Source organism: Kitasatospora sp. NPDC092039 (assembly GCF_044756065.1).
Lineage (GTDB): Bacteria > Actinomycetota > Actinomycetes > Streptomycetales > Streptomycetaceae > Kitasatospora.
In genome coordinates this window covers 61,682-77,066 of sequence record NZ_JBIVSD010000005.1, presented here as the reverse complement: position 1 = coordinate 77,066, position 15,385 = coordinate 61,682, and the positions used below count along the sequence as shown (strand labels likewise).

General features: G+C 70.7%; 13 protein-coding genes. 9 read left to right on the top strand and 4 right to left on the bottom strand.

Annotated features, from left to right (window positions below):
- Nucleotides 1–12 precede the first annotated feature (12 nt).
- Nucleotides 13–1,416: a selenium-binding protein SBP56-related protein gene (locus tag ACIQI7_RS12655; RefSeq protein ID WP_401108195.1), complete on the bottom strand. Its 1,404-nt coding sequence runs from the start codon at nucleotides 1,414–1,416 to the stop codon at nucleotides 13–15.
- Between the two features lie 478 nt (nucleotides 1,417–1,894).
- Between ACIQI7_RS12655 and ACIQI7_RS12650 the strand changes: the two genes are divergently transcribed.
- From ACIQI7_RS12650 to ACIQI7_RS12640, 3 genes are all read left to right on the top strand, one after another.
- Nucleotides 1,895–2,881: an alpha/beta hydrolase gene (locus ACIQI7_RS12650; protein WP_401108192.1), complete on the top strand. Its 987-nt coding sequence runs from the start codon at nucleotides 1,895–1,897 to the stop codon at nucleotides 2,879–2,881.
- 161 nt (nucleotides 2,882–3,042) lie between these two features.
- Nucleotides 3,043–3,837 (top strand): spermidine synthase, encoded by a 795-nt coding sequence (locus ACIQI7_RS12645; protein WP_401108846.1) that lies wholly within the window; start codon nucleotides 3,043–3,045, stop codon nucleotides 3,835–3,837.
- Between the two features lie 143 nt (nucleotides 3,838–3,980).
- Entirely contained in the window at nucleotides 3,981–4,529 is a 549-nt protein-coding gene (locus ACIQI7_RS12640) for a hypothetical protein (RefSeq protein WP_401108189.1), read from the top strand.
- Between the two features lie 125 nt (nucleotides 4,530–4,654).
- Here the strand turns inward: ACIQI7_RS12640 and ACIQI7_RS12635 are convergent, their stop codons facing one another.
- Entirely contained in the window at nucleotides 4,655–5,002 is a 348-nt protein-coding gene (locus ACIQI7_RS12635) for a low molecular weight phosphatase family protein (protein WP_401108186.1), read from the bottom strand.
- A 118-nt stretch (nucleotides 5,003–5,120) separates the two neighbouring features.
- Between ACIQI7_RS12635 and ACIQI7_RS12630 the strand changes: the two genes are divergently transcribed.
- Nucleotides 5,121–5,504, top strand: a complete 384-nt coding sequence (locus ACIQI7_RS12630; protein ID WP_401108183.1) for a hypothetical protein — start codon at nucleotides 5,121–5,123, stop codon at nucleotides 5,502–5,504.
- Nucleotides 5,505–5,617: 113 nt separating this feature from the next.
- On the opposite strand, the gene ACIQI7_RS12625 is transcribed toward ACIQI7_RS12630, so the two are convergent.
- Complete coding sequence (locus tag ACIQI7_RS12625) at nucleotides 5,618–5,884, bottom strand: VOC family protein (protein WP_401108843.1); 267 nt, start codon at nucleotides 5,882–5,884, stop codon at nucleotides 5,618–5,620.
- 593 nt (nucleotides 5,885–6,477) lie between these two features.
- On the opposite strand from ACIQI7_RS12625, the gene ACIQI7_RS12620 reads away from it, so the two are divergent.
- From ACIQI7_RS12620 to ACIQI7_RS12610, 3 genes are all read left to right on the top strand, one after another.
- Nucleotides 6,478–6,600, top strand: coding sequence for a hypothetical protein (locus ACIQI7_RS12620; protein ID WP_401108180.1), 123 nt, complete (start codon nucleotides 6,478–6,480; stop codon nucleotides 6,598–6,600).
- Nucleotides 6,601–7,129: 529 nt separating this feature from the next.
- Nucleotides 7,130–7,657: a GNAT family N-acetyltransferase gene (locus ACIQI7_RS12615; RefSeq protein WP_401108840.1), complete on the top strand. Its 528-nt coding sequence runs from the start codon at nucleotides 7,130–7,132 to the stop codon at nucleotides 7,655–7,657.
- 293 nt (nucleotides 7,658–7,950) lie between these two features.
- A complete protein-coding gene (locus ACIQI7_RS12610) occupies nucleotides 7,951–8,352 on the top strand; it encodes a hypothetical protein (protein WP_401108179.1) in 402 nt (133 codons plus the stop codon).
- Nucleotides 8,353–9,034: 682 nt separating this feature from the next.
- On the opposite strand, the gene ACIQI7_RS12605 is transcribed toward ACIQI7_RS12610, so the two are convergent.
- Nucleotides 9,035–12,937 carry a polymorphic toxin-type HINT domain-containing protein gene (locus tag ACIQI7_RS12605; RefSeq protein ID WP_401108177.1) on the bottom strand — a complete coding sequence of 1,301 codons (3,903 nt, stop codon included), beginning with the start codon at nucleotides 12,935–12,937 and terminating at the stop codon, nucleotides 9,035–9,037.
- Between the two features lie 447 nt (nucleotides 12,938–13,384).
- Between ACIQI7_RS12605 and ACIQI7_RS12600 the strand changes: the two genes are divergently transcribed.
- Together ACIQI7_RS12600 and ACIQI7_RS12595 are read left to right on the top strand one after the other, a co-directional pair.
- Nucleotides 13,385–13,915 carry a hypothetical protein gene (locus ACIQI7_RS12600; RefSeq protein ID WP_401108174.1) on the top strand — a complete coding sequence of 177 codons (531 nt, stop codon included), beginning with the start codon at nucleotides 13,385–13,387 and terminating at the stop codon, nucleotides 13,913–13,915.
- Between the two features lie 143 nt (nucleotides 13,916–14,058).
- Nucleotides 14,059–15,385: trypsin-like serine protease (locus ACIQI7_RS12595; RefSeq protein ID WP_401108172.1), on the top strand; the 1,327-nt coding region annotated here is incomplete at its 3' end.

The window sequence follows — 15,385 nt, the reverse complement described above, 5'->3', positions numbered from 1 at the left end:
GGTGCGGACGGCTCAGCGGTAGCAGTAGGAGTCGGAGGAGGCGTCGCCGCCCGCCAGGTGGGTCTGGTGGACGCGCAGGCCCCGGAAGTCGGCGCCGTGCGGGAAGAAGCGTTCGTCGACGCTCAGCCCGCCGGCCTCCGGGTCCGCGTCCAGCTTGACCATCCACGGCTCGATGCCGTCCGGGTAGAACTGGTCGTCCCAGGCGCCGTACAGCGAGTTGGTGAGGTAGAGCCGTCGGCCGTCCCGGCTGATCTCCACCATCTGCGGCGCCCCGCTCAGTGGACGGCCCGGCTCGGCCGGGTGCGGGGTGCGGGCGGCGATCCCGCCGAGCCGGACCGAACCGGCCAGCCGGGGGTGGAACGGGTCCGACACGTCGTACTGGAACAACTCGCCGGTGCCCCAGGCGGACACGTACAGCCAGCGGTCGTCCACCGACAGGTTGATGTCCGTCACCAGCGGCGGCACCGCGCCGAACGGCCGCAGCGCCGGCGGCAGGTCCTCGGCCTTCGCCGGCTCGGCAGGGATCTCGATCACCTTGCGCGCGGTGAAGGCCGGCCCCTCCCGGTACCAGAGCCAGACCGAGGAGGAGAGGTCCTCGACGTTGGTGACCACCCCGGCGAAGCCCCACTCCGCCTGCGGGTCGTGCGCCGGGCGCAGCTCCAGCACCATCTGGTACTGGTCGCCGAGGTCCACCCGCTGGAGGTGGCGGCCGGAGTCCAGCTCCCAGAAGTGCAGCGCGTGCCCGTACTTCCGTCCCAGCAGGAGGTCCGGCACCACGCCGTCCTCGACCATCCACGGGGTGCCCCACTCGCTGGTGACGGCCACGTTGGTGCCCAGGTGCCACCAGACGTCGTAGGCGAAGTGCTGCGGCCCGCGCTCGGTCTCCCAGGCGCGCAGCACCTCGAAGGTGGTGTGGTCGAGCAGCGCCACCCCGCCCGGGCCGTCGTCGCCCTCGCCGCTGCCGAGGCAGGACAGGAAGACGCCGTCGGGGCCGCAGTGCAGGGTGTGCGGGCGCGAGTAGCCCGCCCGGGCGGCCAGTTCCCCGGCCTCGACCGTCTTGACCAGGCGCGGACGGACCGGGTCGGGGCGGGTGTCCAGCACGTACAGCCGGGAGGAGCGCAGCCCGGGCAGCAGCAGGTAGCGCCGCTCCGGGTTCTCGTGGCAGGCGTGGGCGAGGGCACTGGAGCAGGCGTTCCACCCGAAGTGATGCAACTCGTCGCCGAACGTGGGAAGTTCGGCGAAGTTCAGGACCTTCCCGTAGCTCGCGGAGTCCGGATCGGTGTCGACGCTCAGCAGCGCGTCCGGCCGCCGCCCCGACCGGTCGAAGCCGGCCACGTACGCCAGCTTCTCCGGCGGAGCGGCGATCGCCTCGGCGGCCGACCGGTAGAGCGACGGATCGATGTGCCCGTGCCGCATGCAGACTCCCCAACTCGCCTTGTCCGTCCGGGAAGCGTTCCACACGACCACCGGCGCACAGCAGGCGCACGAGGGGCGGACGGCTACCCTGGCGGCGTGCACAACAGCGTTCGGGGCGGCAACCTCCACGCCCCGGCCGTCCGGGCGCACACGGCGCAGCCGGCCCTCCCCGCCCGGCCCCCGACCAAGTCCGCCTCCGCCGGCCCCGTCCGCCCGCCGCCGCCTCCTGGTCACCTCCCGGGAGACCCTCCCCAGCCACGGCGCCCGGCGGTCCTCGTTCCTCCGTCCGGATGGTCGCCCTGTCCAACCGTGGCGAGGTGGAATCCCGGCCCCGTCCGCGGGGCCGGGGAGCGGACCGGCGCGTGACACCCCCGGCCGCCGAGCGCTCCGCGGCTACCGGCCGGTATGGTCAGGGGCGGAAACGGGTGGTCGCCTGCCGATCCGGGCAGGCGGAGCAGAGGACGGGTGCGGCGAGCTGATGGATTTCCGCGAAGACATCCTGGGTGCCCCCTACGAGGCGGCCGAGCTGACGATGCGGCCGGACGGCGAGGGGCCGGTGTGCGCGACGCTCGTCCGCCGGCTGGTGCCCGGGTCGGAGCGGGCCGTGCTGTACATCCACGGCTACAACGACTACTTCTTCCAGACCAACCTCGCGGACCACTACACCGCGCTCGGGTTCTCCTTCTACGCCCTCGACCTGCGCAAGTACGGCCGCTCGCTGCGCCCGCACCAGTCGCCGAACTTCGTCCGCCACCTCGCCGAGTACGACGAGGAGATCGACGAGGCGGTCCGGATCATCCGCGAGGTGGACGGCCACCGGCAGCTGCTGCTGAACGGGCACTCCACCGGCGGGCTCGTCGCCGCGCTGTGGGCCGGCCGGCGGGCCGGGCGCGGGGTGGTGGACGGGCTGTTCCTCAACTCGCCGTTCCTGTCGATGCCGACCGGGCCGGCCGTCCGCGCGCTCGGCGGGCCGCCCCTGACGGCGCTCGGGCGGATGGCGCCGACCCGCGTCCTGCCGTCCGCGCTCAACCCGCACTACACCCACAGCCTGCACAAGGACCACCGGGGCGAGTGGGACTTCGACCTCACCCTCAAGCGCCCCGAGAGCTTCCCGCTGTTCGCGGGGTGGCTGTCGGCGATCCACCAGGGCCACCGGCGGCTGCGGCAGGGGCTGGGGATCGACGTGCCGGTGCTGCTGATGGCCTCGACCCGGTCCATCTCCACCACCAAGTGGCACAACGCGCTGCACCACGCCGACGCCGTGCTGCGCGCCGACGACATCGCCGCGCAGGGGCCCCGGCTGGGCCGGCACGTCACCATCGTGCGGATCGAGGGCGGCATGCACGACCTGGTGCTCTCCGGCGAGGCGGCCCGCACCGAGGTGTTCGCCGAGCTGGACCACTGGCTCGCGGCCTACCTGGACGTCGAGCCCGTGGCCGCGCGGCCCGTCGGAGAGCACGCGTGACCTCCGAGCAGCACGAGCACGACTCGCGCGACCCGCACGACCCGCACGACTCGCCCGACGGGCGTGACCCGCGTGACTCGTACGACTCGGACGACTCGGACGACTCGCACGACGAGCCGTTGCCGGTCGGGCGGCAGACCGACCTGGGCTTCGCCAAGCTCATGCCCGACCTCGACCGCGACGGCGGCTGGCTGCTCACCCTCGACGGCACCCCGCAGTCGTACGTGGACCTCGCCGACCCCACCCACCTGGAGTTCGAGTACACCCGGCGCCTCGGCCACCTCGCCGACGCACTGGCCCCCGCCGGACGGCCGCTGGACGCGCTGCACCTCGGCGGCGGCGCCCTCACCCTGCCCCGCTACCTGGCAGCCACCCGGCCCGGCTCGCGGCAGCGCGTGGTGGAGGTCGACGGACCGCTGCTGGAACTGGTCACCGAGCGACTGCCCTGGCAGAGCCCCGGCGCGGACATCACCGCGAGCGTCGGCGACGCCCGCGCGGCCCTGGCCGAGGTGCCGGCCGGCTCCCAGGACCTGGTGATCGCCGACGTCTTCCACGGCTCGCGCACCCCCGCCCACCTCACCTCGGTCGAGTTCCTGCGGCTGGCGGCGGCCGCGCTGCGCCCCGGCGGCTGCTACGCGGCGAACCTGGCGGACGGCCCGCCGCTGGCCTTCGCCAAGGCCCAGGCGGCGACGGTACGGGCGGTGTTCCCGTACGTCTGCCTGGTGGCGGAGGCGCCGGTGCTGCGCGGCCGCCGGTACGGCAACATCCTGCTGGCCGGTTCGACGGCGCCGCTGCCGGTCGCCGAGCTGACCAGGCTGCTCGCGGGCGACATCTTCCCGGCCCGGCTCACCGAGGGGGAGGACCTGGCGGCCCTGGTCGGCCGGACCGCCCCGGTCACCGACGCCGAGGCCACCGACTCCCCGCCCCCGCCGGACGGCGCCTTCAGCATCGGCTGAGGCCCCGAGACCCCGAGGCCCCGAGGCCCGCCGTCCCACCGTCCCGCCGTCCCGAGGCCCCGCCGTCCCGGGCCCGGAAATCCGTTGGGCCTCCCCGGTCCCCGCCGATAGCGTGCGGGGACGAACCCGGAGGAGGCGAGACGATGCGGCCACTGCTGCTGGTGGACGTCGACGGACCACTGAACCCGCACGCGGCGAAGCCGTACCGGCGGCCCGAGGGCTACGAGACCCACCGCCTGATGACCCCGCGCTGGGCGGCGGCCGAGCGCCGCCGGCTCACCGCGTGGGGCCTTCCCCACAAACCCCCGAAGCCGCTGCGGGTCTGGCTCAACCCGGCCCACGGGCCGGCCCTCGCCGCGCTGCCCTTCGACCTGGTCTGGGCGACGACCTGGGAAGAGGAAGCCAACACCTTCATCGCGCCCCTCCTGGGGCTGCCCGCCCTGCCGTACCTCGCCTGGCCCGAACCCCGGCCCGAGCCGGACGGCGGAGTGTTCTGGAAGACCCCGGAGATCGTCGCCTGGGCGCAGGGCCGTCCGTTCGCCTGGGTCGACGACCTGATCACTGACGCCGACCGCACCTGGGTCGCCGCCCACCACGACGGCCCGGCCCTCCTCCACCACGTCGACCCGAAGACCGGCCTGACGACGAGGGACTTCGCCCGGCTGACGGACTGGTCGAACGGGCTCGGCTGAGCGGAAGGGCCGGGCCGCTCCCCGCCTTCGTCAGAACATCCCGGGGACCGCTACGCGGCGTGGAAGAGCCTCGTGGCGTCCTCGATCTCCGAGACGGCCCTGGCGAAGTCCTTCAGCTCGGCGCCCTACGGGTCCGTGATGCCGCTGCCGAGGATGAGCACGGGGCGGTCCGGCCCGACGAGGGCCCGGACGGCCCCGGCGGTCTCGTCGTCGACCGCGAGCAGGTCGTCCGCCCAGTCGAGCTGTTCCTCGTCCAGGAACGCCCCCCGGTGGTCGGTGAGGTCGTAGCCGAAGCCGGCGGCGGCCTGGATCATGAGAGGGTGCGCGGGCTTGCCGACGCGCCAGTCCCGGATGCCGGCCGAGCGGACGTCGAGGGCGCCTCCGGACCGCTCGGCGATGATCAGCGCGGCGATCGGGGATCGGCAGTGGTTGCCCTTGCAGATCACCAGGACCTTGCGGCGTGCCGGGCTCACGCGGGGTCCACCCTCTCGATCTCGCAGGTGAGCACGCCGAGGGCTTCCTTGTGGGGCGGGAAGATGGCACGGATCGCTTCGAGGTGGGCTCTGGTGCCCGCCCTCCGATCTCCACTCCATGGGCGGGCAACTGCCGGACGACGGCCTCGGCCTGGTGGCGGTAGGGGTGGCGGGAGTGGAAGTGGCCGTTCTCCCGGATCTCGTACACGTCCGATGCGAAGTCGCGGTCGTCGAGAACCACGTCGAGCCGGCGGTCGCAGCCGCTGCCGGTGACGCTCCAGCGGTCGGCGCCCGCCGCGGACCACGTGAGGTCGATGTCCGCGCCGGTGCGGGCCAGGTGGGCGCGCTCGCGTTCGGCCTGCTCGTTGGCTGTGCGCCGGCGCTCGGCCGCCGGCTCGGCCTGGTGGTGCCGATCGGCCTGCTCGCGCAATCGCAGGAACGAGGCCCGGCTCTCGGCGGTTTGGCGCTCCAGCTCCAGGGCGGTGGTGCTGCCAGATGGTGAGCATGACGCGGCCGTCCAGGGTGGCCGCGACGTCGCCGGCCACCCTGGTGGAGGAACCCGGCGGCGATGACCAGCTCGACCACGCGGCAGCGCGCCCGGCGGCCCTTGGCCCCTTAGCTGGCGAAGCCGCCCTGGGGGCGGATGATCTCCAGGTTGGTGCCGTCCGGGTCGTTGAAGTAGGCGACCCGGGTGCCGAGGGCCGCGTTCGGGATGACCTCGCCCTCGATGAAGGTGTGGTCCTCGCCGAGGAATTCGTAGCCGGCCTCCTTCATCCGCCGGTACACGGCGTCGAAGTCGTCGACCCGCAGGCACAGGTGCATCGAGTCGGGCCGGTTGGCCACCCCGTTGGTCCGCTCGGCGACCGGCTCCTGGAACTGGATGAGGTCGATGCCGAGGCTGTTGTCCAGGTTGATCGTGGCCTACCGCGGCTTCGCGACGGGCAGCCCCTGCGACCGGCCGAACGGCGCGCTGTGCATGGTCCCCTCCGCGACGGGCTCCCGTCCGGTGAGGCCGTGTAGAACGCGATCGACGCGTCCAGGTCGGAGACCGAGATGCCGACATGGGCGGCCCGGGTGAGGTTCATCGGGGTGGTGGAAACGGCCATGGCCATCCCTCTCGTTCACGCCCCGCGGCCCGGTGGTCGGGGCAGCGGGGGGCGGGGGTACTGGAGAACCGGTCCGCTCCCGTTCTCCCGGCGTCCGCCGATGGCGCACCTCGGACGACTGCGGTGCCGGAGCCGGGGGCGCGGCGGTGCTTGGACTCTGGACAGGGCGTAGACGGGCTTCGGCGGGGACGAGGCGGCAGCCACCCTGGTGGACGAGTTCCAGGGCATCGACACCCGCCTGGCCGCGATGGAGCGCACCGCCAGCGCCCTCGGCGCGGTCCTGCCGATGACCCCCTACCGCCCCGGCCTGGACGTCGCCACCATCCCCGCGGCCGGCATCGCCCACCCCGTCCCCAGAGCAGCGCCGCCGTGGACCAGACCCTCAAGGACCACGAGGACCGCGTCCGGGCCCTGGAACGCTGGCGCTACGGCATCGTCGCCTCCGGACTCGCCCGGAGGCACCGCACTGATCGACGCGGTTGTACGCCCTGAAGGGCTGAGCACCGAGGCGCGGCCGCGACGCCCGCGACGCCATCGCTGCTGCTGGGGTAACCGCGTGTGGGACGCGGCGTCCGTGTCGCCTACGTCGCGTGGAATCTGTCGCACGTGGTAACTCACGTGGTAACTCACTTGTTATTTCCGCGAGTTAGAACGATGGGTGACCGCGTTCCCGCCGGGGCACAATGAGGACATGTGGAGCAAGTTCCGAGTGCCACGCACGCTCTTGCTCGTCGTGTTCACGGTGATCGCCACGGCCCTCATCCTCCACTTGCCCGGACCTACTGGTCATGGTCGATCGAATCCTCCGCGTCACCATGAGGGGCCTGTCTACCAGCCCCCGCCGCTCCCGCAGCCCCTTCCACCCCCACCTCCACCCTGGCCGGGGTGGCCGGGGCCGCCGTCGTGGCAGGTGTATCGGTAGTCATCGGGTGTCGGAAGCCGGTACCGCCCGGCGTGGTGGCGTCCGAGCCGAGGGCATGCGGGTGCGGCTCCGAGTGCCACGGTGGCGGTGCGGTCGGTCATGTCAGTGGCGGGGCGTATGGTCCGCGCCATGAACAGTCTTCACCTCGCACCATGGTCCGAGAAGGGTCTGCAGATCCTGCACCGCCAGAACACTCCCGAGATGACCGAGCACCTCGGCGGACCGGAGACCGAGCAGGCGATCGCCGATCGTCATGCGCGCTACCTGCGCCTTGACGGCGGCGAGATGCTGATCGTCCACCTCGGTGAGGTGGCGATCGGTTCGGTCGGGTACTGGGAGCGGGAGTGGAACGGCGAGGACGTGTACGAGACCGGGTACGGGATCCTTCCGGAGTTCGGCGGTAACGGATACGCGGTCGAGGCCCTGCGGTTGGCTGCGGACCGGGCGGCGGCGCGTGGCGACCGGCGCTACCTGCACGCGTTTCCCCATGTGGAACACGCGGCGTCGAACGCGGTGTGCCGCAAGGCCGGGTTCGACCTGGTCGGCACGGTCTCCTTCGAATACCCCAAGGGCACGTGGTCGGAGTCCAACGACTGGCGGCTCGACCTGACTGCCCGGGGAGCCTGACCGTACCGCTCGGACAGGTGCGTGAAGCCGCTTCTTCGACTCCAAGTCCCTGGTACGGGGACGCGCCAGCCGCGATGACATGCGGCTCGCCGCCTGGGAAGCCCGCTGTGCTCGGCAGAAGGCGCATCGATCCTCCGCCACGACACCACCTACGACCTGTACAGCCGGACCCTGAGTACACCGCCGCCCGGTCAACACCGGACGGCGGCGGCCACCCGCCCGTGCGATACCCGCGGCGAAATCCCTCCGGAACGATAGGCCTACGAACTGCCCGTACAGACAGGGAGGCCCGCATGGCCCGCTTCGTGAACCGCCGCCTGGCCCAGATCGCGCTGGCCGCGACCTGCACCGCCGTCCTCGCCGCCACCCAGACCTCCCAGGCCTTCGCCGCCAGCCGCACCGTCAGCTTCGAGTACACGCACCTGTGGGTTACCCCCGAGTTCGAGACCGGCGACGGTACCATCGCGCTCACTGTCAAGAGCTGCAACCGCCCCAAGTCCGACATGACGATCGCGCTGCGCAGCACCGACGGCATCAACACGGACATCGGTCACGAGCGCATCAGGTGTGCGGAAGGCAGCAGGGTCTCGTTCGACGGACTGAAGGGCGGAACGTTCGAGTTCGAACTCGGGAAGCTCGACGACGGCACCACTTTCAAGGGGACCGCCACCTACTCCTACCCCGCCCCCAAGTAACACAGTTCAACCGACGCATTGCGGCCGGTCGATCCGACAGTTTGTCGGTTTGACCGGCCGCTCTGCTGCTCGGTGATGTAGAGGGGTCCTCACGGTTGGCGATGGGGTTCTGCGGGATGGACGCAATGAAAATCCCGCGGCCCATAACTCGCAAGGCATCCTTCTTTGCTCTAGTTCATGGATTCACCAGATGCGTGAAGAGAACGCAAACGACTTTTTGCCGCAGCCCGGATTCGCTTCGAGGACCCACTTTCACTGAGCGCCTCGAGGACCGGCCCGTTTCTAGCCGAATTAGCCGCCCGTAGCTGCAGCCAGGTCGACCAACTCCGAGTACTGGACTCCACCTCATCTGGCGTCTCGGTCCCCGCAGAGATCCTTTCAAGGATCGATAGCTCCCGAGCCCGGGTCGCCGCATATTCACGAGACTTCCCCGGGGGGAGTGCTGTGACATATTCCAGTCTCCGGTGATCTGGCACAACCTCCATGATCTTCACAACCATGGATGAGGCGATCGAATCGTCTGGCTCCTGCCTGACCAGCTCCAGCAGCTCCGGCCACTCCCCGGCGGTTGGGATTGCTTGGGAATAGATAGCCCAACGAGCGTGCCCGCTCTCAAGGGCCCCGTAATTGCTGCCGACCCTTCCCGCCAGGTCTCTCAGCCTTTCCTCGAATGACTGTGGCATCACTTGCATCCGCCTTGCTGGTTAAGCCGATGGGCGACCATGCTCTTGCGAATGGCGCTGCGAATGTCGCCCAGGTTGTTGTCGATTACCTGCTGCTGGGCCCGCGAAAGCTTGATATTTGAGTCGAGCGGCTTCCCATTCTGGCCAATCTGAATCCCATCACCCTTGATTCCGGGGCCGAGGAGATGGCCATGCGCCGGCCCGTGATCGTTCGAGTAGATCTGGAAGCGATATGCACCGTCCCTGAAGACAGTTCCGCTGAATCCATCGTCATTATGGACCAGGACCGGTATGGCACCAGCGAGTACATAGTACGCATGGATGGTGTCGACGGTGAGGTTGTAGGCGGGCTGGAGGGTCGTCCAGTGCCTGGTCGCGGCGATGTCCAGGGGCCGGCCGTTTGCGGTGCGGAGGGTGTCGTCGGCGGTGAGGTCGGCGGCGTAACGCCAGGCACGTTGGTTCTCGGCCCAGAAGGGGTGATGGTCGGTGGAGGTGATGGTGCCGGTTGCGCCGCTTTCGGAGGTGATGGCGAGGTCGGTGAATTCGCGATCGTCGGGTGTGTGGATGGTGGCGTCCACGCGGCGCCCGCCGGCCTCACCTGACTCGGGGTTGGTTGCCCATACCTGGTCGCCGACGCGGATCCGCTCGATCGCGAGGGTGGTTCCGTCTGCCATGAGGACGCGCGTGCCGGCAGGGAAACTGTTCAGCCGCCGGCAGTCTGCCAGGACTTTCCTGAGTCGCGATGCTTGTGCGGCCTCTTCAACGTTCTTGGCCTTCTTTGCCAGTTCGACGAGCCTCGCTGCTTTTCCAGCGGGAAAGAAGCTGACCGCTAGTTCTGCGCAGGAGGCGGCATTCTTCTGCTTGATGCATTCCTCGGCGCTGTCCACACCGAGGACACTCTTCATGACCGCCTTGAGAAGCCTGGCCTTGTCATAGACCCCATCGAAGAAGAACGACAGATCGCCGAGGAAATTTAGAAGGCTGCTCTGGTTGACCCCGATTTGAACGCGGTTTCTGAGGAGCATGCATTTCCAGGCCCCCTCTCCCCACTGCCCGACCACGTAGGGGCAGGGTGGGTTCTTGGCGCGCCAGTACTCATACTCGGCCTTGTTGATCTCTTCCTGGATTAGTGCGTCCAGTTCCTTCTTCAGGTCCTCCTCGATCCGGGCGGCCTGGGCCTGAACGTTTGCCTCTTCGGCAGCCAGTTCGTCCCGGCGTTCCCGAATCACCTTCTCTGCGGTGATGGTCCAAGCTTCGTCGGCGGCCTGCTGAGCAGCGTCGGCGTCCTGGCCTGCAGCCCGCGCGGAGGCATAGGCGCTGTTCGCGGCCTCACGGGCGGATTCGGCGGACCAACGGGCCTGCTGGGCCGAGAAACGGGCACGGCTGGCGGAGACGGTGGCCTTGCCGGCGTCGCGTGCGGCGGTCTGGGCGGCGTTGCGGGCGGTGGCGGCGGACTGGTCGGCGCGGGTGGCGGAGGCTTCGGCGTTCTGGGCGAAGGTCTTGGCGTCCGCGGCGTAGCGGCCGGCCTGGGCGGCGTAGGAGCTTGCTTGTTTGCGGGCGGTCTCGGCCTCGCCGGCCGCGTCGTTCGCCACGGCGGCGGCCTCGGTCGCTTCCCAGGCGTCCTGCTGGGCCGTGGCCGCGACCTGGGCGGCCTCGGCGATCAGGTGGCGCATCTGTTCGGCGTGGGTGGCGGCGAGCTGGTCCTTTCGGTCGGCCGTGTACCGGCCAGTCTGCAGGAAGGAAGTGACGGACTCGGGTGTCCCGGCGAGGGCGAACGTGGCCTCGGCCTTAACCTCCGGGCCACCGACAGCCAGCAGCTGGGTGGCCTGGACGCGTTCGTCGACCTGGCGGGCGGTGTACTGGCCCGTCATCAGGAAGGCGGCGACGGCCTTCGGCGAGCCGTCCCGCAGGGCCTTCTCACCGGCTTCCTTGACGCTGGTGTCACCAATGGCGATCAGCCGGTATACGCGGATGCGGTTGTCGGCAGCCGCGGCCTCGTGCTGACCGGTGGTGAAGAAGACCTCGACCTGCTGGGCGCCGCCCTCCAATGCTGCGGTGGCGGCGGTGCGTACCGCCTCGTCCGGGCTGTCCTCAGCGATCTCTCGAACGCTCTGGCGCATGTCGTCCAGCTCGGCCTTCTGCCTCCCGGCACGTGCCCACTCCACAACAGCCGCGTCCGTGCCGGACAGGGCGAGTTCGGCGGCCTCCTGACTCCAAGGGCCTCCGGTCTTCGCCGTCTGGAGTGCGACCTTGCGGCCCTTGGCCGCGAGAACCTTGGGGTCGGCGTCGGGGCGGGCGGCCTCGGTGGCCAGGTCGGCGGCCTCCTGGTCGTGGGCCTTCCAGTCGGTGAGGAAGGTGCCGATGCCACCGGTGGCCTCGTCCTCCTCCGCTTTCAGGACCCGGGCTTCCTCGACGGCCGCAGCGGTGCGGGCGGTGAGTTCCTCGGCCTCGGTCCTGCGGGCGAGTTCGTAGACGTTGCCCGCCGTGGTCACCGCTGTGCTCGCCGTCGCGGCGGCGGTGCGTGCCGCCTCGGCCTGGCGGGTGGCCTCGGCGGCCGACGTCGCGGATTCGCCGGCGTGTTCGGCTGCCCGGTCGGCGGCCGTGGCCGCGTTCTGGGCGTGGGTGGCGGCGGATCGGGCGGCGTCGCGGGCCTGGTAGGACGCCTGGGCCGCCTGGCGTGCCAGGGCGCCGGAGGCGGTGGCGGCCCGGTCGGCCTCCTTGGCCTGGCGGCGGGCCTGGTTGGCCGCGGCCTCGGCGCGCTGGGAGCTGGCGCCCGCGGCGCTCGCCAGGCGGCCGGCCTTGTCGGCGGACCCGGCGGCCGCGTTCGCGTTGACGCTGGCGCTCTTGGCCGCGTCCGACGCCTCGCCCGCCGCGTCCGAGGCGGCGCCCGCGTGATCCGCGGCCTCGGCGGCGCGCTGGGCGTCCCTGGCGGCGTTGCGGGACTCTTCGGCCCGCTGACGGGCCTCGGCGGCCCGGCCTTGGTCGGAGGCGGCCGCGTTGGCTGCCTTGCGGGCGTTGGCCGAGGCGAGGGCCGCGCCGCTGGCGGCGCTTGCGGCGCTGGCGGCCGCACCGGCGGCGGTGCGGGAGGCCTGGTTGGCGGCGCCTGCGGCCGCGACCGCCTGGCTGGCGGCGGCCGCGGCGCCCTGGGCCGCGTCGGCGGCCCGTGCGGCGGCGGCTGAGGCGCGGGCCCGGTCCTGGCCGGCCGCCTCCGTCTCCTTGGCCGCGGTCTCGGCGGACTCCTTGGCCAGCCGGGAGGCCTCGACCGCGCGTGCGGAGGCCGCCTTGGCGGCGTCCTTGGCGATCTGGGCCTGCGTGCCGGCCTGTTCGGCCTGGTCGGCCAGTTGGGAGATGGTGGCGCGTTCCTGGTCCCTGGCCAAGGCGGTGAACTGGCCGACCGACAGGAACTCGGCGATGTCGGCGGGCGTGCCCCGCAGGGCGACCTTGGCCGCCTCCTTCATGGCGGGGCCGCCGGCCGCGAGGAGTTGCATCACGCGGGCGCGGTCGTCGACCGCGGCGGCATCGAAGCGGCCTTGCTCAAGGAAGTTCTTCAGCTCCTCCGGAGTGCCTTGCAGCGCGGCGGTGGCCTGCTCCTTGACGCTCACTCCGCCGGTGGCGACGAGGTGGAACGCGTCGACCCGGCGGTCCGCCTCCAGCGGCGCCTGCCAGCCGTCCTTGAGGAAGGTGCGCAGCTCTTCCTGCGTGCCTTTCAGGGCCTTGGTGGCGGCTTCGCGTACTCCGGGGCCGCCGAGGCTGAAGATCTGGAGCGTGGAGACGCGTTCGTCGTGGTACTCCGCGATGTCCGCCTCTACATCGAGGAAGCGTTTGACGTCCTCGTCGGTGCCGGCCAGTGCCGTCTCGGCGGCCGCCTTCACGCCGGGGCCGCCGTTCAGCCAGAGGCTCACGGCACGACTGCGGTCCGTCGCCGTCGGTGCACTCGGTCCGGGCCCGGGGTCCGTCGCGGACGCGGGAGCCGTGCCGAGCAGGCCGGCCGTGAGGGCCACGGGCAGCATGCCGGCGCATATTCGACCGAGAACCGATAAGCGGATGCCGTGACGCCGTTTCCTCCCGGCTTCAGGTACTCCCAGTGACCGGATGGGATGATTCACGATAAATACCCCCCAAATGGTGCATCTGTATTTCCATGGCAGATCGCCGAACGCGTAAAGCGGAATTCGGTGTGCGAACTCGCAAGGCGTGGCCGAAATTCGACCCGAAACTCTTCCTTGAACGACTCCAGGAGCCTCCTAGGAGAGGAGATTGCTGGTACTTTACGCTGGCTCCACCGTCGCTCAACACCCCTTCTCGCATTGCGGATTCATTTTGACGCCGCCAAGACCGAAGGAACTGCCTTGATCAAATCCCGCACCCGGACGATTCTCCTGGCCGGCGCCTCCGGAACCCTGCTGGCATGTATCGGGCTCGCGTCCCTGTCGACCGCGCAGGCCACCGCCGGAGCGGCAGCGACAGCGGCGGAGACGGACATGCCCACCGCTGTCGAGGACTTCCAGTACCCGGAGGCCGACCGCATCCTGACGGAACGCAAGATCACATTGAAGCGGGGTGACGGGCGCATCCTGCTCAAGGAAGGACCCGGCCACACGGTTCCGACCAGTTGCCAGGCGGGGAACGAGATCTTCGTCGAATCGCGCCTCGACAGGCTCGGCTACTGCTTCACCGTTTCCGGCACGACCGGCTATCTCACCATGGAACTGCCGGACGCGTACGGCATCTGGACCGAGGACCGCTCCGTCAGCGCCAAGCTGGTCGCGGCGGGCCAGGAGAAGCAGGTGAATATCGGCCCTAACTCGGTCGAACCGGTCGGCGAGAGCCTGCCCGGCGGAAAGCGTTCCGTCCTGGTCGAACTCCGCATCACCGGATGATTCGGGCACGCAAGGCCACTGTCACGCGATACCGCCACCGCCCAAATCCATTCGATCCGGCCGAAACGGCAAGGAAAGGACAGTGCTCCGTGTTTCGCTCACGATCACATTCGGCCTGGACGACCGGGGCGGTCACGGCCGCCGTGCTGACCGCGACCCTGCTGACCGGCACGCCCGCGCCGGCCGTCAGTGGTGACACCTCACCGGCGGGCTCCTACGCCTTCACCGCCAAGCTGGACATCGGCAACGGCAAACGTGCCTGCACCGGCGCCCTGGTCGACCCGTTCTGGGTCGTCACCGCCTCCTCCTGCTTCGCCGACGACCCCGCCCAGCCGACCACCGTCCCCGCCGGACCACCCGCCCTCAAGACCACCGCCACCATCGGCCGCACCGACCCGACCACCACCGGACAGGTCCGCGACATCGCCGAACTCGTCCCCCGCACCGACCGCGACCTCGTCCTGGCCCGGCTCGCCACGCCCGTCACCGACATCACCCCGGTGGCCGTGGCCACCACCGCCCCCGACACCGGCGAGGAGCTGACGGTGGCGGGCTTCGGCCGCACCAAGGCCGAGTGGGTGCCCGACAAGCTCCACAGTGCCGCCTTCACCGTCGGCACCCTCCAGCCGACCGGCCTCGGCATCGCCGCCAAGGCCCCCGCGGACGCCGCCCTCTGCAAGGGCGACACCGGCGGCCCCGCCCTGCGCAAGGTCGGCGACCGCTACGAGCTCGCCGCCGTCAACAGCCGCTCCTGGCAGAACGGCTGCCTCGGCTCCACCGAGACCACCCGCACCGGCGCGTACGAGACCCGCACCGACGACCTCGGCGACTGGATCCAGCAGACCGTCTCCGCCTGGTCCGCCGTGGTCGCAGCCCGCTCCGGGGGCCGCTCCACGGTCTACAACCCGGACACCAGGACCGCCGAGACCTTCGCCTTACGGAGCGACGGCGCCATGATCCACGCCTACAACACCAACGGCGAGGGCTGGTCCGGCTGGCACGTCCTCGGCGACGGCGCGCGGTTCACCGGTCCCCCGGCCGTCGTCCACAATCCGGTCACCAACACCCTCGACGTGTTCTCCATCGGCACCGACGCCTCCATGTACCGCGCGACCTGGAGCCGCACCACCGGCTGGCAGCCGTGGACCATGACCGGCGACTGGAAGTTCAACGGCACCCCCACCACCGTGTACAACCCGGACACCAGAACCGCCGAGGTCTTCGCCCTGCGCACCGACGGCACCATGGCCCACCTCTACAACACCGACGGCGCCGGCTGGCACGGCTGGTTCACCCTCAACCCCTCAGGTCAGTTCGTCGGCGTCCCCGCCGTCGTCCACAACCCCGTCACCAACACCCTCGACGTGTTCGTCACCGGCACCGACGCCTCCATGTACCGCGCGACCTGGAGCCGCACCACCGGCTGGCAGCCGTGGACCATGACCGGCGACTGGAAGTTCAACGGCACCC

Bases quoted from the DNA above. Each gene is read 5' to 3' on its own strand.
- ACIQI7_RS12655 (WP_401108195.1), bottom strand. From the start codon at position 1,416: ATGCGGCACGGGCACATCGATCCGTCGCTCTACCGGTCGGCCGCCGAG.
- ACIQI7_RS12650 (WP_401108192.1), top strand. From the start codon at position 1,895: ATGGATTTCCGCGAAGACATCCTGGGTGCCCCCTACGAGGCGGCCGAG.
- ACIQI7_RS12645 (WP_401108846.1), top strand. From the start codon at position 3,043: ATGCCCGACCTCGACCGCGACGGCGGCTGGCTGCTCACCCTCGACGGC.
- ACIQI7_RS12640 (WP_401108189.1), top strand. From the start codon at position 3,981: ATGCGGCCACTGCTGCTGGTGGACGTCGACGGACCACTGAACCCGCAC.
- ACIQI7_RS12630 (WP_401108183.1), top strand. From the start codon at position 5,121: ATGGGCGGGCAACTGCCGGACGACGGCCTCGGCCTGGTGGCGGTAGGG.
- ACIQI7_RS12615 (WP_401108840.1), top strand. From the start codon at position 7,130: ATGTCAGTGGCGGGGCGTATGGTCCGCGCCATGAACAGTCTTCACCTC.
- ACIQI7_RS12610 (WP_401108179.1), top strand. From the start codon at position 7,951: ATGGCCCGCTTCGTGAACCGCCGCCTGGCCCAGATCGCGCTGGCCGCG.